Consider the following 24,877-nt stretch of genomic DNA (forward strand, 5'->3'; position numbering starts at 1 on the left):
GGAGGCGCAAATGAAGCGGATGGGCTTTCGTTCCCACGAACAAGCGGGCACAGGCTGTCGCCCATGACCTTCGCCGCGACCGTGCTGACCCTCTATCCCGAAATGTTTCCCGGGCCGCTCGGCCTGTCGCTGGCCGGGCGGGCGCTGCGCGAGGAACGCTGGTCGCTCGACACGGTGCAGATCCGCGACTTCGCGACCGACAAGCATCGCTCGGTCGACGATACGCCGGCCGGAGGCGGGGCAGGGATGGTGCTGCGCGCCGATGTGCTCGCCGCCGCGCTCGACAGCGTGGCGGATGGCCGACCGGTGCTGGCGATGACGCCGCGCGGAAAGCCGCTGACGCAGGGCCGGGTACGCGAACTGGCGGCGGGGCCGGGCGCGATCGTGCTGTGCGGCCGCTTCGAGGGGTTCGACGAACGGCTGTTCGAAGCGCGCGCCATCGAGCCGGTCGCGATCGGCGATTATGTGCTGTCGGGCGGCGAAATGGGTGCGCTGGTGCTGCTCGACGCTTGCGTTCGGCTGCTTCCCGGCGTAATGGGCGCGGCTTCGAGTGGTATCGAGGAAAGCTTCGAAAGCGGCCTTCTCGAATATCCTCAATATACCCGACCTGCTGAATGGGAAGGGCGTGTGATCCCCGAAGTGTTGCGATCGGGGGATCATGCGAGGATCGCCGCGTGGCGCAAGTCACGATCGGAATCCGACACACGGCTATGGCGGCCGGATCTGTGGGAGCGTCACGTCGACGCTCGGGTCCAGTCGCCCTCTGGCGCGCACAGGCAAAACGAAGGTCAGAAGAAATGAACCTCCTCCAGACGATCGAAGCTGAACAGATCGCCAAGTTCAACGAATCGAAGAAGATCCCGGAATTCCGCGCCGGTGACACCCTCAAGGTCGGCGTGAAGGTCGTCGAAGGCGAGCGTACCCGCGTGCAGAATTACGAAGGCGTCTGCATCGCCCGTTCGAACAAGGGCATGGGTTCGTCGTTCACCGTCCGCAAGATGAGCTTCGGTGAAGGCGTGGAGCGCGTATTCCCGCTCTATTCGCCGAACATCGATTCGATCGAAGTCGTCCGTCGTGGCGTCGTGCGGCGCGCGAAGCTCTATTATCTGCGCGGTCGTACCGGCAAGTCGGCGCGTATCGCCGAACGCCGCGACCCGCGTCCGGCCAAGGCGACCGCTGCCGAGTAACCGGCGCGGGCGTGGTTGCGCCAGTGGGGCGCGGTGGCCAATGGCCGCCGCGCCCTTTTTCTTGGGTCGTTGAATATTCAGTGATGCGTCGGCAAATTGCTGCCCCCCTCCCTGGCAGAGAGGGGGAAGGTTAAGCAGCGGGCCGCACCGAACGCACGACGAGGCCGGCCTACCCCTCGTCCGGTCCACCGATCGGCGCAGACACGGTGAAGCGCAGCCCCGGCGCATTGTCGCTTTCCTCGATCACGCCGTCCAGTCGCTTGACCATCGCGGTCAGCATGCGCGTGCCGAAGCCGGTGCGGTTGCCGACGCGCCCGCGCCCACGATCGCTCACCGTCAGGCGGAACCGGTTGCGGAACCGCTCCAGCGTCACTGCGATCGGTCCCGGCTTGCCCTCATAGGCATATTTCTGGGCATTGATGACCAGTTCGACCAGCACCAGCCCGACCTGCACCGCGGCATCGGCGGAGATCAGCATCGGCGACAGGTCCATGGTCAGCCGCCCGGTCCATTCGGCACCCATGGACGACTGCATCTCGGTCAACAGATCCTCGATGTAGCGGCCAAGGTCGATGACGGTGACGGTGTCGTCGGAATAGAGCCGGCGATGGACCAGCGCGACCGCCGACAGCCGCCGCTGCGCCTCGCCCAGATGGCGGGTCAGCGTCGCGTCATTCTCCGCCGTCGCCTGCATGGCCAGGAAGGCCACCACCAGTTGCAGGCTGTTCTGCACCCGGTGATTGACCTCCTTGATCAGCGTTTCCTGCTGCGCGAGGAGCGCGTCCTTGTCGGTGACGGCGCGCGACAATTCGCGGTTCAGCTCGCTGATCCGCCGCCGCTGGCGCACATCGAACAACAGCCGCGACAGCCGGTGCGCCGCCTCGACCTCCGCCGGGGTCCACGGACGCGCGCGCCCGCGTATCTCCTCGCTCCACGCCGCGAACGATGCGCGCGGCGTCAGCGGCTGGTCGGGCGTGTCGCTCACTGCCTTGTGCGGGTTGCCGGCCCATTGGATCGTCTGCAACGTCTCGGCGCGGAACCACATCAGCACCACCGGCTCGTCGACCGACAGCGTGATGGCAAGGATGCCGCTGGCCAGGTCGCGATAGGCGTGCGCGGCAGGCAGGCGCAGTTCTAGCGCGGCGCTATGCGTCAGGATCGAACCCTGTTGCCGGACCCAGCGTGACAGGTCGGCAATATCCTCGCGCGCCGGCACATGGCCCGATGTGTGCAAAACGGCACCACGTTGCATGGCGAAGCCATCGGCGCCCAGCATGCGTTGCAGGTCATGCCCGATCAGCGCGGCGGTCTGGTCCGGGTCGCTGTCCTGCGCCAGCCGCTGGGCCAGCGCATCCTCGGCCGCGCGCAGCCGCAACCGCTCGCGATATTCGGCGGCATCCTCCTTGGCGCTGACCTGCTGCGCGAACGATGCCGCGACCAGTTCGCAGGTCTTGCGTTGAAGGTAGGACAGGCTGCGCGGGGTGCGATGGTGGCAGGCGACCAGTCCCCACAACATCCCGTCCTTGACGATCGATACCGATGCCGACGCCGCGACGCCCATATTGCGCAGATACTGGACATGGATCGGCGACACCGCACGCAGGCCGACATCGCTCAGGTCGATATTGCGAAGTGCCGGGTCGATGCCGGTGATCGGGGCGGGGGTGTAGGCGACGTCGGGGATCACGCGCACCCGATTGCGGACATACAGCGCGCGGGCCTGTCGCGGAATGTCGGACGCCGGGAAATGATGGTTGAGGAACCCGTCCATGTCGGGGGCATGGCGTTCGGCGACGACCTTGCCCGAATCATCGTCGAGGAAGCGGTAGATCATCACCCGGTCGAACCCGGTCAGCCGCGAGAAGATCGCGGCGGCGCGCGCGCTCAGATCGTCGAGGTCGACGGCGCGAGCGAATTCCTCGCCGCCATGTTCGATCCAGGTCAGCGCGTCCTCGGTGCCCGGCTGGCCCGGTGCGGTCGGCTCGACCTCGACCAGCCACTGGGCACCGGCGCGGCTCGCGACGATCGAGAACGCCCGGTCGTTGATCGTGCCCAGCGATACCGGGCCGGCGATCGTGGATCGCAGGACGCCGACCGCCTCATCCCCGATCAGCGGCCCGACCGGCCCGCCCAGCCAGTCGTCGCCGAGCAGCCCGGCGACGCCGCCCGCGCCGCCGGTGATGCGGTCCTGCACGGGATCGACGATCAGCAGCACGCCGTGCGGCTGGATCGCGCAGGGAATGTGGATCGGCTCGCGATCGCACGCGGTCAGATCGGGTCCCAGATCGGATGCCGAATGGGCACCTGCCTGCCGCGGCGCATCGAAGTCTGCATTCGTCGCCAACGGTCGGCCTTTCGTGGTCTTGATGCGACCCGACGACGAAGTTCGCAGCGGGAAGTGTTTGCAGTAAAAGGACTAGCGCGTTCGATCAACCGGCTCCCGTCGGCCCGTCCAGCACATGACGCACGCGCCCTGCCAGATCGGGACGCTTATAGGGTTTGCCGATCAGGTCGAACTCGGTTCCCCGCGCGTCGACCCGCTCGATCGACGCCTCGGCATAGCCGGTGGTCAGCAGCACCTTCAGTCGCGGCCGCTGCCGCCGGGCTTCGCGCGCCAGCATAACCCCGTTCATACCGCCGGGCATAATGAGGTCGGTGAACAGCAGGTCGATCGGCGTTCCGCGTTCGAGGATGTCGATCGCTTCGGGGCCGTTGCCGGCGCGCAGGACCGTATAGCCGAAATCGCTCAGGATCGCCTCGGCCAGATCGCCGACGTCGCGCTGGTCCTCGACCACCAGGATCGTCTCGTCACCCCGCGAGTCGCGCTCGCTGTGCGTCCGGCGGCGGCGGATCGGTTCGGCGGCATCGCTCGCTGCGGGGAACAGCAGGTGGACGGTCGTGCCCTTGCCTTCCTCCGATTCGATCTTCAGCGCGCCGTCGGACTGTTTCATGAAGCCATAGACCATCGACAGGCCAAGGCCCGGGCCCTGGCCCTGATCCTTGGTCGTGAAAAATGGTTCGGTTACCCGCGCCAGTATCTCGGGCGCCATGCCCGGTCCGGTATCGGCGATCGACAGCCCGATATACGGGCCGTGGCGCGCGTCGGAGAAGCGCGGATCGGTGCCGTCGACGCGGACATGCTCGGCGGTGATCGTCACCTTTCCGCCGCCGGGCATGGCGTCGCGGGCGTTGGTCAGGATGTTCAGGATCGCGGTTTCGGCCTGGACCGGATCGATCCGCGCATTGCAATCGCTGCCGCACGGGATGACCTCGATCGCGATCGGTACCGATCCGATCGTGCGTTTCAGCATTGGCAGCAGGTTGGTGACCAGATCGTCGATATTGGTCACCCGGCCCGACAGTTTCTGCCTGCGCGAGAATGCCAGCAATTGCTGGGTCAGCTCCGCGCCGCGTTCCGCCGCCTCGACCACCGCGCGGAGCGACCGGCCGGTGCGAACGGGGTCAATCGGCTTCTCTGGGCTGCGCTCGACTTGGGTCAGCACGACGTCGGTGAACCCTTGAATGACAGTCAGGAGATTGTTGAAATCATGCGCAATCCCCCCGGTCAGCTGGCCGACCGCTTCCATCTTCTGCGCCTGTCGCAACCCTTCCTCGGCATCGCGGCGGCGAGTGACGTCGAGTTGCGAGGCGAAGTAGTAGCGAAGCTCGCCATCGCCATCGAGCACGGGTGAAATGAACAGCGCGTTCCAGAAGGCGCTGCCGTTCTTCTTGTAATTGATGATTTCGACCGACGTCTCGCGGCGCCGGCGGATCGCTTCGGAAATCTCGGCGACGGTGTCCGGATCGGTATCCGGCCCCTGCAGAAACCGGCAGTTCCGCCCCAGCACCTCGTCGTCGGCATAGCCGGTCATCTGCAGGAAGGCGGGATTGGCGAAGATGATCGGATTGTCGTCCTGTCGGGGATCGGTCACGATCATCGGCATCCGCGTGGTCTTTACCGCCGCGAAAAAGATTCCGTTCGCCGGGTCGCGCATGTCGCCCTCCGCCATCGCCGGCTGGCGATGCACGGGATCGAGGGGCTTTTCCGGACTGGACGGCGAGTGCATGGACGGAATCTACCGGTTCGAGTTCCCGGATAAAGATCGCCAACGGCGGCTTTGGTTCCGCGCGGGCGGACCCGGATCGCCGCGCCGCTCGTTGCATCGCATATGAACCCCGTCCGCCAAGCCATTGCCAAACAGGTCCGCGCACTGACCGGGGCAGGGGACGGCGCGATCGACCTGACCCGCCCGCCCGGCGACAACGGGCTGTTCGGCCCGCAATCGGTCAGCTGGCGCGTGCATGGCGATTTTTCGTCGATGATGATCGGCGGTACGGCGGCGTTGCTGGTGCAGATGCTTCATCCCGGCGCGCTGGCGGGCGTTTGGGACCACAGCAATTTCCAGCGTGACATGCTCGGCCGGCTCAAGCGCACCGCCCAGTTCATCGCCGCGACCACCTATGGCAGCACCGCTGAGGCCGAACGGCTGATCGGTCGGGTGCGGCAGATTCACGACCGGGTGCATGGAAACTTGCCCGACGGCACGCCCTACGACGCCAACGACCCGCATCTCCTGACATGGGTGCATGTCGCTGAAACCGACTCGTTCCTGCGCGCCTATCTGCGCTATCGCGATCCGAACCTGTCGCGTGCCGATCAGGATCGTTATTTCGCCGAGAATGTCGTGGTCGCCGAACGGTTGGGTGCCACCAATGTCCCCGACAGCCGGGCGGCGGTCGATGCGTGGCTGCTGGCGGTCCGGCGCGAACTGCGCTGCGACGAACGCACCCGGACGGTGCGCGACGCCCTGCTGCACCAGCCGCTGCCCAACCCGCTGCTCAAGGGGTTCGGCGCGCTCAATACCGCCGCGGCGATCGACCTGCTGCCGCCATGGGCGCGGGCGATGCTCGAGTTGCAGCCGCACAGCGTCGGCGTCCGCACCGGCGCGCACGGCATGGCGCGAGTGTTGCGCTGGGCGCTGGGCGGATCGGCATCCGAACGGACGGCACGCGCGCAGGGTTAGAGCGGCGGCAACCCGGCGCGCAACTCCGCCACCCATGGCCCGGCCACGCCATCCGACGGCGCGCGCCAGTCGCCGCGTGGCGACAGCGCGCCGCCGCCCGATACCTTCGGCCCGTTGGGCAGCGCCGACCGCTTGAACTGGCTGGTCTGGAAAAAGCGCCACAGGAACTTCTCCAGCCACGCCGCGATCGTCGGCAGGTCGTAGCTGCCCTTCGCCTCCTCCGGGAAATCGATCGGCCAGCGCCCGGCGGCCGCATCGCGCCACGCATGCCAGCACAGGAACGCCACCTTCGACGGCCGCATGCCGTAGCGCACGATATGGTGTAGGAAGAAATCGTTCAGCGCATAGGGGCCGACCCGGTCCTCGGTGCTCTGCATCCTGCCCGATGCATCCGCCGGCACCAGCTCGGGCGAAATCTCGGTATTCAGGATCGCGTCCAGTACCGCATCGGTATCGGCATCGAACTGGTCGGTGCGGATCGCCCAGCGGATCAGATACTGGATCAGCGTCTTGGGCACGCCCGCATTGATGCCATAATGGCTCATATGGTCGCCTACGCCATAGGTGCACCAGCCCAGCGCCAGTTCGGACAGGTCGCCGGTGCCAAGCACCAGCGCCTGCCGCTGATTGGCCAGCCGGAACAGATAATCGGTGCGCAGCCCCGCCTGCACATTCTCGAACGTCACGTCATAGACCGGCTCGCCCTTGGCGAAGGGGTGGTCCATGTCGCCCAGCATCTGCGCCGCGGCGGGACGGATGTCGATCTCGTCGCCGGTGATGCCCAGCGCGCGCATCAGCTTCCACGCATTGCTTTTGGTCGCCTCGCCGGTCGCGAAGCCCGGCATGGTGAAACCGAGAATATCGGTGCGCGGCCGCTCCAGCCGGTCGAACGCCTTGGCCGCGACGATCAGCGCATGGGTCGAATCGAGCCCGCCCGACACGCCGATCACCAGCCGCTTCGTCCCCGACGCGACCAGCCGCTGGCGCAGTCCCTCGACCTGGATGTTGAATGCTTCGTAGCAATCATCGTCGAGCCGGTCGGGGGTGTTCGGCACGAAGGGATAGCGGCGCACCGGTCGCAACAGGCCGATATCCCCCTCGGCGGGGGCGTGATCGAACCCGATCCGGCGGAAGCGGGCTTCGGGATGGCCGTTGGCGCTGGCGCAGTCGTTGAACGTGCCGGTCCGCATCCGCTCCAGCCGCAACCGTTCCAGATCGACATCGGCATAGACGATGCCCGCCGAACGATCGAACCGGTCGGAGGTGAACAGCAACTCGCCCAGTTCATGGACGCTGCCCTGTCCGTCCCACGAAAGGTCGGTCGTACTCTCGCCCATGCCCGCCGCCGAATAGATATAGGCCGACATGGTCCGCGCCGATTGCGACGCGCACAGCATCTCGCGGTCGCGCGCCTTGCCGATGACTATGTTCGATGCCGACAGGTTGCACAGCACCAGCGCCCCCGCCATCGCGCCCGCCGTCGACGGGGGCAGGGGGGACCAGAAATCCTCGCAAATCTCGGCATGGAACACGAAGTCGGACAGGTCGTCGGCGGCAAAGATCAGGTCGGTTCCGAACGGCGCCTCCTGCCCCGCGACACGCATCGTCAGCCCGGTCAGCCCGGCGCCGGGCGCGAACCAGCGTTTCTCATAATATTCGCGGTAATTGGGCAGATAGGTCTTGGGCACCACGCCGAGGATGCGCCCCCGCGCCACCGCCACCGCGCAATTATACAGCCGCCCGTTGCGCCGCAGCGCCGCGCCCAGCAGCAGCGCGGGGCGCAGATCGGCACTGGCGGCGACGACCTCCGCCAACGCGGTCTCGGTCGCGTCGCACAGCGCGTCCTGTAGATGCAGGTCGTCGATCGCATAGGAAGTGAGGTTCAGTTCGGGAAAGACCAGCAGGTCCGCGCCGGCATCATGGCCTTCACGGGCAAGCGCGATCGCGGCCCGGCCGTTGGCGGCCGGATCGCCGACGCTCGCCAGCGGGGTACAGGCCCCGACGCGGAGCAGGCCATGGGTATGGATCGAATGAAACGGGTGCGCGGTCATGGGTCGCAACGTAGGGGAGGGCGCCGGAAAGCGAAACCGTTCGTAATGCTGGGCGATCGTTTGCGCCGAAACGACACCGTAGCAGCTACGGATTCCCGCCTGCGCGAGACCTCTCCAAAAGTCCCTTCTCGTACCCCGGCGAAGGCCGGGGCCCAGTTGGGGAACGTCGGTAAGGTGGGCAAAAGCCTTCCCAACTGAACCCCGGCCTTCGCCGAGGTACGGAAGGGTTCGGGCATAGACGGAGGATTTTCGCAGAGGTCCCGCCAGCGCGGAAAGAACGAACTACGCCGGTATGGCTGGAGGTCGAACGGTCCTAGTCCGAATCAAACCTTCGCCGCGTACAGCATCCGCCCTTCGCCCAGCAGGTCGAACACCCGCGCCAGATCGCCCTCGGCGACCGCGAAACAGCCTTGGCTGCGGCCGAGCTTGCCGTGCTGCGCGATCATTTCCGGATTGGCATACCATGCGCCATGAATGACGATCGCGCGCATCAGCGCATTGTCGTTGGTATGGTCCAGCCCGACCAGTCGCTGCGACCGGCCGTGTTTGCCGACATAATAATTCTCGGTGACGAACGCGCCTTCCGACGTGGCATTCGAATCGGGCACGTTGCTGAAACGGTCGAGCATGCCGCGATGGCGCGGGTCCGATCCGCTACCGTGCGAAACGCGCATCGCCGAGACGACGCCGCTATGCATATCGATGAACTGGAAACGCGGATGCGCCGAATCGAGCGCGAAATCGGCGATGGCGATGCGGTCGGTCTTGCCGATCGTGGCGCCATGACGTTGCAAAGCGGCGTGCGCTCGTTCGAACAGGCCGGCATTGACCGTCGGCGGCGCCAGCATCTTCTTGACCGGGGCGGCGGGCAGTGGTGCCGATGCCAGCCGCTGCGGCACCGGCGCGACCGGCAGATTCTGCGCGACGGGCACGATCGCATTCTTGGTGCAGCCCTGTGCCAGCACGAGCCCGGCAAGGCCCCCTGCCGCCTTCAGCACCGCCCGCCGCGATCGAACCGCTTCGTCCTGCATCCAAATCCTCGTTTAACCGTTATGGCTCCCCCAGATACGGGACGAGACGGTTCCAATCAATTAACGCCGGGTAATCCACGCCGTCACTGGTCGCGACGATGCCACGGGCGGTCGACTCCGTTGCAACCGATACGGCATTTGCGTTCGCGGCGCGGCTGGGGAATAGTCGGCGCATGAACGTCGCGCTCCGCCTCGGCCTGTGTCTGGCGCTGCTGCCGTCGCCGGCACTGGCGCAGCGATCGGACGCGCTGGCCATCGAGCGCGCCGCGCTGGCAATGCGGCCGGGGGCGCATCGCTGGGGCGACGATCCCCACCTGCCCGGACCGGTCAGCATCGTCGTCAGCGTGCCGATGCAGATGCTGTTCGTCTATCGCGGCGACGTGCTGGTCGGTGCGTCGACGGTATCGACCGGCAAACCGGGCAAGACCACGCCGATCGGCGAATATACCATCCTGCAGAAGCGGCCGTTCCACCGCTCCAACCTGTACGACAACGCACCGATGCCGTTCATGCAGCGGCTGACCTGGGACGGCGTGGCGCTGCACGCCGGCAATCTGCCGGGCTTTCCCGCGTCGCATGGCTGTATCCGCATCCCGACCGCCTTTGCCCGCGCACTGTTCGCCGCGACGGCGCTGGGCGGGCAGGTGGCGGTGGTGAACGACGTCATCGCCTTTCCCGCCTACCGCTCCGCCGATCCGGTCCCGCGGCTGGAGGCGGAGGTGGCAATGCTCGCCGGTCGCGATGACCGGGTCAGCATGGGAGGCCGGCGTGCCGACCCGCGCTAGCATCGCTATCTCCGTCATGGTCCTTTGGCTGGCCGGCTGCAACGACCGCCGCGACCCCGCGCCTGCCCCGACGCCGCAACCGACCGCGACGCGGCAGCCGACCGCGACCTCGAAGCCGATTACCTCGACCGTACCCGACCAGATCACGGTGACGACCAACGAACCCTTTTACTCGGCGAAGGTAGCCGCAGACGCCGTGCTTCTGACCGGGGTCGACCTGCCCGAGCGTCGCCTGAAGATCGTCGATCGTACCATTGCTGCCGATCGCCGTAGCTGGACCGCGCGCGACGATCGCGGGACCTTGATCGTCAGCGTCATCCGCAGCCCTTGCAAGGACGACATGTCGGGCGCCCCGCGCGACTTTACCGGCACGCTGACCTTCGGCGACCGGACCGTGCGCGGCTGTGCCTTCACCGGCACGCCGGCACCGCCACTCGGCGAGACGGCAGCGACCATCCCCGCGACCTTCCTCGGCGAATGGAATATCGATGCCGCCGCCTGCGCCAGTCCGGCGACCTCCATCGACGGGGTGCGGGTCACGCCGTCCGAAATCCTGTTCCATGAAAGCGCCGGCCGGGTGACGAACGTCGAACCGCTTGCGACCGACCGCGTCCGGATCACCGCCGATTATGACGGCGAGGGCGAACGCTGGACCGCGACGCAGACGCTGCGCGTAACCGGCGACCGGCTGACCATCGCTACCGGCGGCCGGCCGATCAGCCGCGTGCGCTGTCCGGATTAGCCAGCGCCGCCGCGATCGCCGCGTGCAACTGGTCGCCGGTGAACGGCTTGGTCAGTACCGGCAATCCGACCGGCGTGTCGCCGATCTCGGCGAACCCGGTGATCAGCAGCACCGGCACGTCGGGACAGCAGCACCGTACCCGGTTGGCGACGTCGATCCCCGACAGATCGGGCATGGCGAAGTCGGTCAGCACGAGGTCGAACCGCGCGCCCGCCTCCAGCGCCTCGACCGCCGCGCGGGCCGATCCCTGTACGGTGACGCTGTGCCCGACCGCCTCCAGCTGCGCGGCGACCACGGCGCGGACTTCGGCATCGTCCTCGACCAGCAACAGCCGGCGCGGCGTCACGGCATGCGGATCGGGCAGCGTGGTCGTCGCGCTGTCGGCTTCGGCGCGGGGCAGCCACAAATGGATCGTCGTACCCTGACCGACGACGCTGTCGATCGTCACCTCGCCGCCTGCCGCGCGGGCCATCGCCCGCACCATCGGCAGGCCCAGTCCGGTCCCGGCCCCTTGCGCCTTGGTGGTGAAGAACGGCTCGAACACGCGTTCGCGCACCGCATCGTCGATGCCGCTGCCGGTATCGGTGACGGAGATGCGGACGAACGGTCCGCGCAATTCGGGCAGTTGCGCGGCGGCATCGACGATATTCTCGGTCGCGATGCCGACGGTCCCGCCGCCGTCCATCGCGTCCCGCGCATTGATCGCGAGGTTCAGCAGCGCCAGTTCGAACTGTCCCGGATCGGTGCGCACCGACCAGGGATCCTCGGCAAAACGATAGGCGACGCGGATGCGCCCGGCGGTGGTCCGCAGGATCAGCTCCTCGATCGCGCGGATTGCGGCGTCGGGGCGGAAGATTTCGGCGGCAAGGTCGCGCTGGCGGCTGAAGCTGAGCAGGCGGCGGGTGATCGCGCTGCCACGCCCGGCGGCTTCCCCCGCCGATGCCAGATAGCGCTTCAGCCGGTCGCGATCGTCGATGCGCCGTTCGGCCAGCTCCAGATTGCCGATGATCGCCGCCAGCAGGTTGTTGAAGTCATGGGCGATACCACCCGACAACGTGCCCAGCGCCTCCAGCTTTTCCGATTGGTGGTGGCGCCGCTGCGCCAGTCGGCGATCGGTGTCGTCCCGCTCGATCCGCAGCAGGTAGCGGTCGCTTCCCGCCTGGAAGGGGATGCGCCGGACATGCGTCCACCGGTCGCCGCCGGGTACCGCCTGATGCCGGTCCTCGTCGTCGACCCGGTCCTGCGCCAGCGCCGCCAGATCGCGCGCGTCGACGCTCGCATCGTTCGCGCCGCGCACGATCCGCCCCTCCGCATCGAGGATCGCGACCGCGTCTCCCGAACTGTCGGCAAGGCCGCGAAAGGCGGCGCGCTCGAACGCCAGCGCCCGGCGCAGCGCGTGGCGTTCGGCGGCGGCGGCGATCATCGCCGTCAGCGCCTCGGCATCCCACGGCTTGTTGGCATAGCCGCTGATCGCACCCTCGTTCAGCGCCGCGACCACCGCCGACAGATCGGCATAGCCGGTCAGCAGGATCGCCTCCGCATCGGTCGCGGTACGCGCGCGCGCCAGGAACTGGCTGCCGGTCAGCTCGGGCATCCGCTGGTCGGACACGATCACGGCGATGTCGGGATGGACCGCGATCAGGCCCAGCGCCTCGACCGGCGAGGTGGTGGACAGGATGCGATACCGATCCTCCAGCAGGTCGGTCAGCGCGACGAGGATCTCGCGCTCGTCATCGACCAGCAGCAGCAAAGGTTGGGTACCGGCGGTTTCCATTATGACTGTTCCGGTATCCTGATCGCGAACGACGCGCCACCCCGTGTCGCACGTCCGATCTCGATCGTGCCGCCATGCGACCGCACCACGCCGTACGCGATGGCGAGGCCCAGCCCGGTACCGGCGCCGACATCCTTGGTCGTAAAGAACGGTTCGAACACCCGCTCGCGCTTGTCCTCGGGAATGCCGGGGCCGTTATCGTCGATCCGGATCAGATACTGGCCGTCCGCCGATCCGGTCGCGATCGCGATTTCCCCCGCCACCGGATCGACCGCGTCGGCGGCGTTGGCGACGATGTTCATCACCACCTGATTGACCAGCGCCCCCGAACATTCGAGCATCCGTGCCGGGCCATAATCGCGCACCACCCGCACCGTCCCCAGCCGGGGCGCCAGCAGCGTCAGCACCGCATCGATCGCATCGGGAATGTCGATCTGCGACACCTCTCCGTCATCGAGCCGCGAGAAGCGCCGGAGCTTCACCACCAGTTCCTGAATGCGGGTCAGTCCCGACCGGATCGAGCCCAGCCGGTCCGCCGCCTTGGTCAGCAGCGTCGCCCGCGTCGCATCGTCGGCCTCGCGCGCCCCCGCCACCGCGCGTTCGACGGTCGCCTGATGCGCGAGGATGAAGGCGAGCGGATTGTTGATCTCGTGCGCGATGCCCGCGACCAGTTCGCCCAGCGACGCCATCTTGGCCGACTGCACCAGCTGCGCCTGTGTCTCGCGCAGCAGGGCGTTGGCCCCGGCCAGTTCGGCATTGGCCTGCGCCAGCCGGTCCGCCGAATCGGCCTCCGCACGCGCCTGTGCCAGCGCGATCGCTTGTGCCCGCTCGCGGGCGATGCCGGCGGCCTCCTCGTCGCGTGCCAGCTTGCGCCGGACGATCGCGCGGATGCGGACCAGCAGCATGTCGCCGTCGCTGCGCCTTGACACGACATCGTCGACGCCGGCGGCCAGCCCGGCCAGCATCGTCGCCGGTTCGGCATCGTCGGTCAGCGCGACCAGCGCCATCCCGCTCGCCCGCGCCACCCGGCATCCGTCGAGCCGGGCCGACAACGCGAAATCCCGCTCGCGCTCGATGACGAGGATGCCGTCGATATCGTCCGCCTCGATCGCCGCCAGCGCCACCACCGGATCGGCGCAGCAATCGACCCGATACCCCTCTGCCGACAGCCGCCCGACCAGCGGATCGCGGTTCGCGTCATCGGTATCGAGCAGCATCAGCCGCGCCTGCCGCAGCGCCGGCGCCGGCCCGTCCTCGATCGGCCGTCCGCGCGTCTGGCGAAGCAGCGCGCGGATCCGCGACACGATCAACTCGCCGCCGCCGCGCTTGGGCACATAGGCGTTGGCGCCGCTGTCGAGGCCCTGCCGCTCGACCTCCGACGCATCGTCGCCGGTCAGCATCAGCACCGGCAGCGTGCGCGTCGCGCCCGTCTGCCGCACGATCCGCACCAGTTCGTCGCCGTTCATCCCCGGCAGCCGGTAATCGACGACCAGCAGGTCGGGCCGCGCATCGTTCAGCGTCGCCAGCGCGGTCTCGGCATCGCGGGTCCGCGCGACCCGCAGCCCGGCCCGCTCGAACATTCGGCGCAGTTGCAGCGCCTGCGTCTCCGAATCCTCGACCAGCAGGATCGACGCACCCTCCATCATCGTGCCCGTTCCAGCACGCGGCGGATATGCGGTGCGATCAGGTCGAGCGGCAGCGACAATGCCCCCATCCGGTGCGCGGCGGCGGGCATGCCATAGACGACCGAACTGGTCGCATCCTCGGCCACCGCCTGTCCGCCCGCCGCCAGCAGCGCCTGTACGCCCACCGCGCCATCCTCGCCCATGCCGGTCAGCACCACCGCCATCGCCGCCCCGTCCAGCGCGCTGGCGCCGCTCTCGATCAGCCGGGTCGCCGACGGACGCTGGCCGTTGACCGGCGCGTCGCGCCCGACCAGCATCGTGCCGCTGCGGCTGACAGTCAGGTGTGCGTCGCCCGGCGCGACATGGATGCTCCCCGCGCGCGGCGCTTCGCCATGCCCGGCAATCTCGACCCGCTGCGGCACGACGCTGTCGAGCCAGCTGGCAAAGCCGGTCATGAAACTTGCCCCCATATGCTGGACCAGCAATACCGGGACCGGCAGCTCGGCGGGCAGCGCCGCGAACAGCCGGGCAAGGGCAGGGGGGCCGCCCGTCGATGCCGCCACCAGCAACATCTGCGGCGCGCGCTGTCGCGACACCGGTACCGGCAGCACCGGCGCGGTCCGCATCCGCCGCCGGACGACCGCCACCTCGCTCATGATCGCCAGTTGCGTGCGGATTTCCTGGGCTACCCGCGAATAGGCGGCATCGCCCAGCCCGACGGGCTTTTCGACGACCGACAGCGCCCCCGCGCGCAATGCGTCCATGCTGTTGCCCATCGCGCCGCCGTCCATGCTGGCGGAAATGACGACGATCGGCGTCGGCTGGTCGGCCATGATCCGCCGCGTCGCCTCCAGCCCGTCGATGCCGGGCAGGCGGATATCCATCGAAATGACGTCGGGCTGCACCGCCGGCATCGCCGCGATCGCTTCCTCGGCGTTGGCGAAGGCACCGGCAACGGTCAGCCGCGGATCGTCGTTGATGATGTGGGTCAGCAAGGTGCGGACGACGATCGAATCCTCGACGATCATCACGCGGGCCGGATGGGTACGATCACGCATCGGCGGGTCAGATCAATTGCTGGACGACGGCGATCAACTTGCCCTGATCGAAGTCCTGCTTGGTGACATAGGCATCCGCACCGAGGCTGAGGCCGCGTTCGATGTCGTCGGGGCTGTTGCGCGAGGTCATCATGACGACGGGTAAAGTTTTCAGTGCCGGATCGTTCCGTATCGCGGCAAGCAATCCGAACCCGTCCATGCGCGGCATTTCGACATCGGCGACGACCAGGTCGATCGCGTCGAGACCGGATCGCAACCGCTCGAGTCCCGCCAGCCCGTCGACCTCGATCAGCACCCGGTAGCCCTGCGCTTCGAGGATGCTGCGCTCCAGCGTGCGGGTCGTGATCGAATCGTCGACGACCAGAATTGTGTGGCTGCTCGTGTCCGGCGCGGCGGCGACCGCGATCGGCGGCCGGACGATGCCGGGCCGGTCGCGCACCAGTTGCGCCGGGTCGAGCACCAGCACGATTTCCCCGTTCAGCAGCACCGTGCCCAGCACCAGCGGTACATCGGCGGCGATTGCCGCGACGTCGCCGACCAGCAATGCCCGCACGTCGCTCAGGGCATCGACGACCAGCATCCGCCGGACGCCGTCGGCCGTGACCAGCACCGCCGGCAGGCTGCCGTTCGCCGCGCCCTGCGCCACGCCCAGAACGTCGCACAACCGACCGACCGGCACGGCCTCGCCATCGACGGTCACCATGGTGTCGCCGCCGCTCGGCGTCAGATCGGTCGGATCGATCCGCCGCACCTGCCTGACCGCATCGGACGGCAGCGCGACGCGCATGTCGCCGACCTCGACCAGCAACAAGGTCCGCCGAGTGAGCGCGACGGGCACCGCGATCGACACGACCGTTCCGCCAAGCGCACTACGCGCGATCGTCGCCGTTCCGTGCAGCCGCCGGGCGACCTCGGCGACGACCGACAGGCCGATGCCACGCCCGGCGACTTCGTCCAGACGGTCGGCGGTCGAAAATCCCTGTTCGAACAGCAGCGCATGCAGCTGGGCTCCGCGCGGTGCGGGCGCGTCGGCGGCGATCAGCCCGGCAGCGCGCGCCCGCGCGACGATCGCGGCATCGTCCAGCCCGGCGCCGTCGTCGCGCACGGCGATCGTCATCCGCCCGCGATCGATGCGCGCGTCGACGGCGATGGTACCGGCATCCTCCTTGCCCGCGCGCCGCCGCACCGCCGGCGTCTCGATCCCATGGCGAACGGCGTTGCGCAGCAGGTGCAGCAGCGGATCGCGCAACGCGTTCAGCACCCGGCGATCGGCTTCGCCATCGCTGTCGGCCACCTGCAATCGCGCGATCTTGCCCTCGGCGGCGGCAAGGTCGCGGACCGCGCGCTCATGCCCGTCGAACAGCGTCGCGACCGGTTGCAGCAACAGCCGCTCGCCATCGCGCTCCAGCTCGGCGCTCGACCGGTCGAGCGCGTCGCGCAGCCGGCCGTGCAGCCGACGGATGCGGTCGAGTTCGCCGGTCGCCTGCCGCAGCCGTCGCGCCGCCTCGCCATCGCCGCCCATGGCCAGCAACGGGTGCAGCGCCGCCAGATCCTCGGCGAGGGCGTCGAGTCGCTCGGCGACCTGTCCCTGTTCGGCGACCTGCGTCGCCATGACGTGCAGCGACCGGCCGAGCCGTTCGACGCGGTGCCCGGCGATCGCGACGCGGCGTTCGGGCTCATGGTCGCGCGTCGTCTCGACCGACGGCGGCGCGGCGCCATCCTCGATCGCATCGGCCAGCGTCCGCAATTCGGCGATCGCGGCGGCATCCAGCGCGCGGTCGCCGCGCTCGACCGCCAGCAACAGCGCCTCGGCCTCATGCGCCGCCGCCTCGGTCGCGGCCAGTTCGACGGCGCGCGCCGCCCCTTTCAGGCTATGCGCCCGCCGGCTGAACTCGCGCAGGTCGACCGGCCGCCCGGCATCGGCATCGGCCAGCGCCGCGCGGATGCCGGCCATATGCTCGGCCAGCTCCGACGCGAACGCCGCCATCAATTCGGCCTGCAATTCGTCCATGGCCTACAGCCGGTAGCGTTCGGTCAGCCCGACCAGTGTACGCGACAATTCGCCCAGATCGCCCGCCGCCTGGTCGAGCTGCCGGGTCGACGACGCGGTCTGCTGCGATGCCTCGCGGATATTCTGCAACGCGATCGTCACCTGTTCGATGCCGATCTGCTGCTGGTTGGTCGATGCCACGATCTGCTGGAACGTCTGGACATTTTCCTGCACCCGCGTCGCCAGTTCCTCGATCGCGGCATGGCCGGCATCGGTCCGCTCCTTGCCCGATGCGACGCGCTTGACCGCTTCCTCAGTCAGCATCACCGACGAATTGATACCGCGCTGGATATCGCCGAGGATCGACCGCACGTTGCGCGTCGCGCCCTTTGCCTGATCGGCCAGCAGCTTCATCTCGGCCGCGACGATCGCGAAGCTGCGCCCCTGTTCGCCCGCCGCCGCCGCCTCGATCGACGCGTTCAGCGCCAGCAGGTGCGACCGTTCGGACACGTCGTTGACCGTGGCGATGATGTCGCCGATCGCCTGCGTCTTTTCCGACAGCGCGACGATGTTGGTCGCGACCGCCTCGGCCTGTTCGCGGATCGCGTCCATCGCCCGCGCGGTGTCGCCGACCGCGTTCAGCCCGGCATCGCTGACCTGTGCGGTTGCCTGTGCCTGCGCGATGACCTCCTGCGCGCGGCGGCTGATCTGCGCCCCGCTATGGGTGATTTCGTCGACGGTCGCCGCCGTTTCCTGCACCGCGGCCAGCTGTTCCTCGACCGATGCCGCCTGCTCCTGCGTCGATGCGCGGATTTCGTTGGTCGCGGCGTTCAGGTTGGTGGTCGCGGCGCGGTTCTGCGCGGCGATGGTGCGCAGTCCCGCGACCATCTCGTTCAACGTCCGCCCCAACTGGCCCAGCTCGTCCTTGCCGGTCGCATCGGTCGTGGTCGACAGGTCGCCGCCGCCGATCCGGCCGACGAACTCCATGAACTCGTCGAGCGGGCGGACGATCGACCGGCGGATGGTGATTGCGACGGCAACGCTGACCAGTATCGCGACGATCAGCCCGATGATGATCGATATGCGGCTGGCGGTGTAGACGTCGCGGGTCGCATCGCGGCCCTTCTCGATCGCGGCGTTCAGCGTCTCGCGCGCCTGCCCGACGCGGGCCACGGTCGCGGCATGGTCGCGGACGATCTCGTCCTCCGCCGCCAATACGCCCGCCCGGTCGCCCGCTTGGATCGCGGCCAGCTGCGTCTCGACATCGTTGCGGGTGCGGGTCAGCGCCCGGCCGGCATCGCCCAGCTGGCGGCCCATGCGTGCCCATTGTTCGGACCGCAGGCCGGTGACGGCATTCGCGCGATAGGTTTCGGCGGCGCGCTCCTGTTCGGCGATGCCGCGCGCGGCGTCGTCGACCGCCGCCCGCCAGCCGGCGGTGGCTTCGCGCGTGCCGGCGCTGTCGCCGGTCAGGAACCCGCGAACCAGTGCCGCGCGCTGTTCGACCTTGCGCGACAAAGCATGATCGATGCGGTTCAGCGCCTCCATCGACGACAGGTCGCGTTCGACGATCAGGTCGACGGTCGACCGGACCTCGCCGATCTGGATCAGCGCATAGAGGCCGAGGGCGAGCAGGATCGCGGTGAGAGCCGCGAAGCCGGCGGCGATCCGGGTGGAAACGGACAAACCTTATCCTTCCTGAAGACGGGCGGGGAGCAGTAGCTCGATCAGCAGCGCCGGGTCGATACGGGTCAGGCGCTCGCCGTCTCCCTCGACCAGACGCGACAAAGTTGGCGTCGTGTCGCCCTGCGGCGCGTCGACCACGCCCAGCAGGGCATCGACCGCCAGCGCGATGCGCGGCGCGTCGTGGCGCAGGACGATCATTGCGGCGGGCGTGTCAACTTCGCGCGCCAGCAGCCCCGCCGGATCGAACAGATTCACTACCGCCCCCCGCCATGCCACCAGCCCCAGCAGGGCGGCCGGACCCTGCGGCACACGTGTAACCTTTGGCACCATCGCCACCGCCCGGACCTGCGCGATCGGCAGCCCGTGCGCCACCCCGCCCAGTACGAACGCCAGCAGCGTCTCGGTTGGCGTATCGCGCTGGGTCCGCTCCCCCGCCACCGCCCGCTGCCGCGCGCGCAGCACCGCCGCGACGGCATCGGCGTCCATCCCCTCGGCGACGATCGGGCGCCCGCTCACCGCGTGGTCCCGATGATATGCCGGATCGCGGCGGTCATCGCGCCAGCGGTCATGCCGTCGCCCTCAGCCAGTTCGGTCGCGGGATCGAGCGCGGCGGCGACGCGCAACGCGTTGGTCAGGCTGCGTTTCCCATCGGGCTGCCGCCCCTGCGCCAACAGATAGTGGCCGAACTGATAATGCGCCATCGCGAACGACCGGTCGAGATACAGCGCATCGCGAAACGCCCGCTCGGCCGAATCCTTGTCGCCGCTCGCCAGCGCGTCGAGCGCCGCGAAGTAGCGCGCGACGGCATCCTGCGTCCGCCCGACGACGGGCGGCGGAACGGGCAGCGGCTTCGCCACCGCCACCGGTCGCGGCGGGGCCGGCGGCGGCGTCGCGGGCAATGGTCTTGGCATTGCGACGGATACCGGCACGACCGGCACGGGCCGCTCGACCGAACCCTTTGGGCGATACGCCAGAACGCCCCCGGCCTGCACCGGATCGGCAACGGCATCGAACCCCGGATTGGGTTCGGCATGCCCCAGCAGCAGCAGCCCCTCGGGCGCAAGTCGCTCGACCAACGCTCCCACGACGGCGGTCGCATGATCCTGCGCGAAATAGATCAGCACGTTGCGGCACAGGATCAGGTCGTAATCGGTGAAGCCGAGCGCAGCGGTCCCGTCGATCATCGACATCAGATTATGCCGTTCGAACCGCGCCATCCCGCGATAGCGTTCCTTCAACCGGTACCGCTCGCCGTTGCGGTCGAACAGCCGCGCGCGCTCGCCCTCGCTGACCGTGCGCAACGCCCAGGACGAATAATCCGCCTGCCGCGCCGCGTTCAGCGCCGCCTCGTCGATATCGGTTCCGGTGAGCGCAATCCGCCATTCGCCGATCGCCTCGCCCAGCAGGTCGGTCAGCACGATCGCGATCGAGTGCGCCTCCGCGCCCGTCGAGCAGCCGACGCTCCAAATGCGCAGCCTCTTCTCGGCGGCATTGCGGCGGATCAGGCGCGGCAGGATGACGCTGCGCAACGCCTCGAACTGTTCGGCGAAGCGGAAGAAGAAGGTTTCGTTGATGGTCACCGCGCTTTCGAGCAACGGCCATTCGGCGTCCTGCGGGTCCTGCAGCCGGTCGCGATAGCCGGCGAGCGTCGCGTCGCCGGTTTCGGCCATGCGGTGGGCGATGCGCTCGGCGAGTTGCGCATCCTTGTCGACATAATAATGATGACCGGTGCGGTCGATCACCAGCGCCTTGACCGCGGCGAAGGCTACGTCGTGGATCATGCCGCGTTCCACTGCTGGGCACGCCTTGCGGCCGCAGCGGTCAGCGCGGCCAGCGTCGCGCGTTCGCCGTCGAGGAGCAGGCGATCCGGTGCGATGACATGCGCGACGTCGTCCCCGACCGGCAATTCGCCGATGATCGCCGCGTTCAGGCTGTGGTCGGGCGATACCGGCGCGACGTTGCCGGACGCGACGTCCTCCGCCCGGTCGACAAGCAGGCACGGTCCGCCATCGCGCAGCCGCACCAGATGCGCGGACAGGGCGACGGTATCGACCCGTGCCAGTGGATCGAGCAGCATCAGCGGGGCAAGCACCGGCACGGGCGCGCCCTGCAACAAGACGAAACCCAGTATGGGCACGGGCAGTCCCGGCGACGCATCGATCGGCAGCATCGGCAGCACCTCGCGCACCGCCGACAGGGGCAGCGCCAATCGGGTATCGCCGATACGCAGGATCAGGAACGACGCGGTCATCGCGGCCTGCTATATCGCGGGCTTGGCCTGCTGTCAGTCGCGTTGCGCGCTGATGCGTGCGAGATCGCCCGGCGTGTTGACGTTGGCGATCTCGCCCGCGCCGGTCACCGGTTCCGCCCCGATCCAGTCGGCAAAGGCCCGTACCGACCTCGACCCGTCGCCATGCAGCATCGTGCGCAAGGTCGTGTTCGCGTCGATCGGCCACAACCCGACGACCGGCAGGTCGGGCAGATACGCAGCCGGGCCAGCCGCCGCCAATCGCGCGCGCAGATCGCCGGGTACGAAAGGCGTATCGCATGGCACGGTCAACACATGCGTGAACCCTTCCGCGCAGGCGTGGTGCAGCGCCGCCGCGATGCCCCCCAGCGGCCCCAGATCGGGGGCCGGGCGGTCGGGTACCGCCTCCAGCCCCGGATGCGTGCGTCCGACCACGATCAACGCATCGACCTGCGGCTCGACGGCGTCGGCGACACGATCGATCAGTGCCCGGCCGCCGATCGTCGCCAATGCCTTGTCACTGCCAAAACGACTCGATCGGCCGCCGGCGATGATCGCACCCAGGACCCGTGTCATGATGCGAGCATCGCGTCGGACCGGACCAGCGTCCGCAACGCCAGTCCGGCCGTCGCCGCGCGGTCCAGCGCCAGCGTCGTCGCGGCCGACAGCGTGGCCAGCATCGGGCATCCGGCGAGCACCGCCTTCTCGACCAGTTCGAACGAACAGCGCGACGACAGCAGCGCGAAGCCGCCGTCCCAGTCGTGTCCGCCGCGGCGCATCGCCCCGATCAGCTTGTCGAACGCGTTGTGCCGGCCAACATCCTCGCGAACCAGCCGGATACCGCCATCGGGCGCGCACAGTGCCGCGGCGTGGGTCGCCCCGGTGGCCTGCGCCAGCGGCTGGTGATCGCGCAGCGCGGCGGCAGCGGCGAACAGCGCGGCGTCGTCCGCCACGGAACGGGCGGTGACGGTCGGCAACGGCCGCAGCGCCTGTTCGAGATTCTCGATCCCGCACAGTCCGCACGACGATTCGGAGACGCGATGCCGAACACGATCGGCCACCCGGTCGTGACGCTCGGCCGCCAGCGTTACGCGCAACAGCGTACCCGCATCGGTGGCGTGTGCATCGACGTCGATCAACTCTTCCGCCCGGTCGATCAGCCGTTCGGCCAGCACGAACCCATGGGCAAGGTCGTCCAAATAGCTCGGCGTCGCCATCAGCACCGCATAGCCAAGGCCGTTTACCTCGACCGCGATCGGTGCCTCGACCGCAACGGCGCGGTCGTGCCCGGTGCGTTTCCCGCCTGGTTCCAACCGGTCGAACTGCCGGATGGTCGTATCGCCGCGTATCATCCGGCGACGATGCGTACCGGCACCGCCTTGGCGGCCGGGGTCTGCGACGCATGGTCGTGCCAGCCGATCGGGATCAGCGGGTTGAGTTCAGGATAATAGCCCGCGACGCAACCATCGGGCAGGTCGAACGGCACGACTTTCAGCCCGGCGACACGACGATCGACGCCATCCGGTGCGTCACCGATCAGCGTCACCACCTGTCCCTTGTGCAAGCCGGCCTTGGCGATTTCGGCCGGGTTCATCATCAACACGTCGCGCGTCCCCGAAATGCCACGGAAGCGATCGTCATAGCCGTAAATCGTCGTGTTGAACTGATCGTTCGAACGGAGCGTCACGAGCCGATACCGTCCTGGCGCATCGTCGATCGCCGTTCCCGACAGCGAGCGTGGTACGGTGAACTCCGCCTTGCCACTTTCGGTCTTCCACACCCGTTCGCGCGCCGAATTGCCGCGGTAGAAGCCGCCGGGCGTGAACATGCGTTCCTCGAAATCGTGGAACTCTTCCGGATAGGTCGCTTCGATCAGCTTGCGGATCTTCGCATAGTCGCCCGTCCAGCCGTCCCAGTCGACCTTCGGGTTAGGATCGAGCGTCGCCTTCGCCATGCCGGCGACGATCGCGACTTCGGACTTCAGATGCTCGCTTGCCGGTTCGTGCGTTGCGATCGACCCGTGGATATGGCTGAACGTATCCTCGATCGACACGATCTGTTCGCCGCCCGCCTGCTTGTCGACCTCGGTCCGGACGAGGCAGGGGAGAAGATAGGCGGTCTTGCCGTTGATCAGGTGGCTGCGGTTCAGCTTCGTCGCGATCTGGACGGTCAGGCGGATGTCGGGCCACGCCGCCTCGACCCGCTCGAGATCGGGGATCGCGCGCAGGAAGTTACCGCCGAGCGAGACGAAGGCTTCGATCTCACCCTTCAATATGTCTTCGCATGCGGTCACGGTATTGTGGCCATGCTCCATCGGCGGGTCGAAATCGAACAATTCGCGCAGCCGGTCCATCGGCACCAGTTCGGGCTTTTCGGAGATACCGACGGTGCGCTGCCCCTGCACGTTGCTGTGCCCGCGGACCGGCGACATGCCGGTACCGACGCGCCCGATATTCCCCTTCATCAGCAACAGGTTCACATAGGTCGCGACATTGTCGAACCCGTTGACCTGCTGGGTCAGTCCCATGCCGTAGATGCCGATCGTCCGATCCGCCTCGACATAGACCTGTCCCGCTGCCTCGATATCGGCGCGCTTCAGCCCGCTCTCGCGTTCGATGTCCGCCCATTCGGTCGCGCGCACCATCGCCTCGAACGCCGCGAAGCCGTCGGTATGCTGCTCGATGAAATCGACGTCGAGGACGTGAACCTTGTGCTCGGCCCAGCTTTTGTCTTCGGCAGCCAGCACATGCTTGGCGAGACCGATCATGACCGCCACGTCGCCGCCGGGCCGGACCTGGTGATATTGGCAGGAAATCTTCGTCTCGCTGCGCGTCGCCATTTCGAAGGGGTTTTGCGGGTCGGTGAAGGCGATCAGGCCCGGTTCCTTGACCGGGTTGAACGTCACCACCTTGCACCCGCGCTTCACCGCATCGCGTAAAGGGTGGAGGAAACGCGGGCTGTTCGATCCGGTATTCTGCCCGAAGAAGAACATCGCGTCGCAATGTTCGAAATCGTCGAGGATCGACGTGCCGACCGGCGCACCGATCGTCTTCTTCAGCGCGACCGACGTCGTCTCGTGGCACATGTTCGAACTGTCGGGCAGGTTGTTATGCCCATAGAGCCGCGCGAACAGGGCGAAGAGATACGAGGTTTCGAGGCTGGCCCGGCCCGAGGCGTAGAAGATCGCCTTCTTCGGATCGATCGCGCGCAACTCGGCACCGATCGCGGCAAAGGCTTCGTCCCAGCTGCATTCGACATAATGGTCGGTGGCATGGTCGTAACGCATCGGGTGGGTCAGCCGCCCCTGATGCTCCAGATCAAAATCCTTCCAGCCCTTCAGCTCGCTGACCGAATGTTCGGCGAAAAATTCGGGCGTGCAGCGGTTGGGAGTCAGGTCCCACAGCGTGGCCTTTGCGCCGTTCTCGCAAAACTCGAACGGGTGCGGCTCGGCCGGCTTGCCCCATGCGCAGGAGGTGCACATGAAGCCCTTTGGCTTGTTCTGGCGGGCTAGCTGGGCGAGCGCGGCGGGGCGGTTGCGTTCCTTGCCGAGGATTTTCGACATCCCCTTGACCGAACCCCAACCGCCGGCGGGGCCGTCATACCCCATCACATCATCGCGATCCGCCACATTCATCCCTTCGCCACGCCGTCAGGCGTAGGGTACGCAGAAAGATGTGCG

General features: G+C 67.9%; 20 protein-coding genes. 5 read left to right on the forward strand and 15 right to left on the reverse strand.

Annotated elements, in window-relative coordinates; all coding sequences use genetic code 11:
- Positions 1 to 63: 63 nt before the first annotated feature.
- Together trmD and rplS are read left to right on the forward strand one after the other, a co-directional pair.
- A complete protein-coding gene (gene trmD, locus MF607_RS08620) occupies positions 64 to 801 on the forward strand; it encodes a tRNA (guanosine(37)-N1)-methyltransferase TrmD (RefSeq protein ID WP_242117536.1) in 738 nt (245 codons plus the stop codon).
- Positions 798 to 1,187, forward strand: coding sequence for a 50S ribosomal protein L19 (gene rplS / locus MF607_RS08625; RefSeq protein ID WP_066689771.1), 390 nt, complete (start codon positions 798 to 800; stop codon positions 1,185 to 1,187). Before trmD ends, rplS begins: the two co-directional genes overlap by 4 nt.
- Positions 1,188 to 1,356: 169 nt before the next feature.
- Here the strand turns inward: rplS and MF607_RS08630 are convergent, their stop codons facing one another.
- Together MF607_RS08630 and MF607_RS08635 are read right to left on the reverse strand one after the other, a co-directional pair.
- On the reverse strand, positions 1,357 to 3,531 hold the full coding sequence (locus MF607_RS08630; RefSeq protein WP_242117540.1) for a histidine kinase dimerization/phosphoacceptor domain -containing protein: 2,175 nt from the start codon (positions 3,529 to 3,531) through the stop codon (positions 1,357 to 1,359).
- Positions 3,532 to 3,616: 85 nt separating this feature from the next.
- A complete protein-coding gene (locus MF607_RS08635) occupies positions 3,617 to 5,254 on the reverse strand; it encodes a histidine kinase famiy protein (protein ID WP_277925808.1) in 1,638 nt (545 codons plus the stop codon).
- Positions 5,255 to 5,356: 102 nt separating this feature from the next.
- Here MF607_RS08635 and MF607_RS08640 point away from each other — a divergent pair, with 102 nt between their 5' ends.
- On the forward strand, positions 5,357 to 6,211 hold the full coding sequence (locus MF607_RS08640; protein WP_242117542.1) for an oxygenase MpaB family protein: 855 nt from the start codon (positions 5,357 to 5,359) through the stop codon (positions 6,209 to 6,211).
- On the opposite strand, the gene MF607_RS08645 is transcribed toward MF607_RS08640, so the two are convergent.
- Together MF607_RS08645 and MF607_RS08650 are read right to left on the reverse strand one after the other, a co-directional pair.
- A complete protein-coding gene (locus MF607_RS08645) occupies positions 6,208 to 8,262 on the reverse strand; it encodes an NAD(+) synthase (RefSeq protein WP_242117545.1) in 2,055 nt (684 codons plus the stop codon). The two genes, MF607_RS08640 and MF607_RS08645, sit on opposite strands and share 4 nt — an antisense overlap.
- Positions 8,263 to 8,585: 323 nt before the next feature.
- A complete protein-coding gene (locus MF607_RS08650) occupies positions 8,586 to 9,293 on the reverse strand; it encodes a murein L,D-transpeptidase catalytic domain family protein (RefSeq protein ID WP_242117547.1) in 708 nt (235 codons plus the stop codon).
- 173 nt (positions 9,294 to 9,466) lie between these two features.
- On the opposite strand from MF607_RS08650, the gene MF607_RS08655 reads away from it, so the two are divergent.
- Positions 9,467 to 10,078, forward strand: a complete 612-nt coding sequence (locus MF607_RS08655; RefSeq protein WP_242117549.1) for a L,D-transpeptidase family protein — start codon at positions 9,467 to 9,469, stop codon at positions 10,076 to 10,078.
- A gap of 16 nt (positions 10,079 to 10,094) precedes the next feature.
- Complete coding sequence (locus MF607_RS08660) at positions 10,095 to 10,820, forward strand: hypothetical protein (protein WP_242117551.1); 726 nt, start codon at positions 10,095 to 10,097, stop codon at positions 10,818 to 10,820.
- Here the strand turns inward: MF607_RS08660 and MF607_RS08665 are convergent.
- Genes MF607_RS08665 through MF607_RS08715 form a run of 11 tightly spaced genes read right to left on the reverse strand, consistent with a single transcriptional unit; the run spans position 10,795 to position 24,805 of the window.
- Positions 10,795 to 12,594 (reverse strand): response regulator, encoded by a 1,800-nt coding sequence (locus MF607_RS08665; protein ID WP_242117553.1) that lies wholly within the window; start codon positions 12,592 to 12,594, stop codon positions 10,795 to 10,797. The genes MF607_RS08660 and MF607_RS08665 overlap by 26 nt on opposite strands.
- A complete protein-coding gene (locus MF607_RS08670; RefSeq protein WP_242117556.1) occupies positions 12,594 to 14,240 on the reverse strand; it encodes a response regulator in 1,647 nt (548 codons plus the stop codon). Before MF607_RS08670 ends, MF607_RS08665 begins: the two co-directional genes overlap by 1 nt.
- A complete protein-coding gene (locus tag MF607_RS08675) occupies positions 14,237 to 15,277 on the reverse strand; it encodes a chemotaxis protein CheB (RefSeq protein WP_242117558.1) in 1,041 nt (346 codons plus the stop codon). Before MF607_RS08675 ends, MF607_RS08670 begins: the two co-directional genes overlap by 4 nt.
- Before the next feature lie 7 nt (positions 15,278 to 15,284).
- A complete protein-coding gene (locus MF607_RS08680; RefSeq protein WP_242117561.1) occupies positions 15,285 to 17,288 on the reverse strand; it encodes a hybrid sensor histidine kinase/response regulator in 2,004 nt (667 codons plus the stop codon).
- 3 nt (positions 17,289 to 17,291) lie between these two features.
- A complete protein-coding gene (locus MF607_RS08685; RefSeq protein WP_242117562.1) occupies positions 17,292 to 18,950 on the reverse strand; it encodes a methyl-accepting chemotaxis protein in 1,659 nt (552 codons plus the stop codon).
- Between the two features lie 3 nt (positions 18,951 to 18,953).
- Complete coding sequence (locus MF607_RS08690; RefSeq protein ID WP_242117564.1) at positions 18,954 to 19,466, reverse strand: chemotaxis protein CheW; 513 nt, start codon at positions 19,464 to 19,466, stop codon at positions 18,954 to 18,956.
- The gene (locus MF607_RS08695; RefSeq protein WP_242117566.1) at positions 19,463 to 20,731 is read right to left on the reverse strand and encodes a CheR family methyltransferase; all 1,269 of its coding nucleotides are present in this window, start codon (positions 20,729 to 20,731) and stop codon (positions 19,463 to 19,465) included. Before MF607_RS08695 ends, MF607_RS08690 begins: the two co-directional genes overlap by 4 nt.
- Entirely contained in the window at positions 20,728 to 21,201 is a 474-nt protein-coding gene (locus MF607_RS08700; RefSeq protein WP_242117569.1) for a chemotaxis protein CheW, read from the reverse strand. The genes MF607_RS08695 and MF607_RS08700 overlap by 4 nt, the downstream gene beginning before the upstream one ends.
- Positions 21,202 to 21,234: 33 nt before the next feature.
- A complete protein-coding gene (mobA, locus tag MF607_RS08705) occupies positions 21,235 to 21,774 on the reverse strand; it encodes a molybdenum cofactor guanylyltransferase (RefSeq protein WP_242117571.1) in 540 nt (179 codons plus the stop codon).
- Positions 21,771 to 22,550 (reverse strand): formate dehydrogenase accessory sulfurtransferase FdhD, encoded by a 780-nt coding sequence (fdhD, locus tag MF607_RS08710; protein ID WP_242117574.1) that lies wholly within the window; start codon positions 22,548 to 22,550, stop codon positions 21,771 to 21,773. The genes mobA and fdhD overlap by 4 nt, the downstream gene beginning before the upstream one ends.
- A complete protein-coding gene (locus MF607_RS08715) occupies positions 22,547 to 24,805 on the reverse strand; it encodes an FdhF/YdeP family oxidoreductase (protein ID WP_242117899.1) in 2,259 nt (752 codons plus the stop codon). Before MF607_RS08715 ends, fdhD begins: the two co-directional genes overlap by 4 nt.
- Positions 24,806 to 24,877 lie beyond the last annotated feature (72 nt).

Source organism: Sphingomonas lacusdianchii (assembly GCF_022664395.1).
Classification (GTDB): domain Bacteria; phylum Pseudomonadota; class Alphaproteobacteria; order Sphingomonadales; family Sphingomonadaceae; genus Sphingomonas; species Sphingomonas lacusdianchii.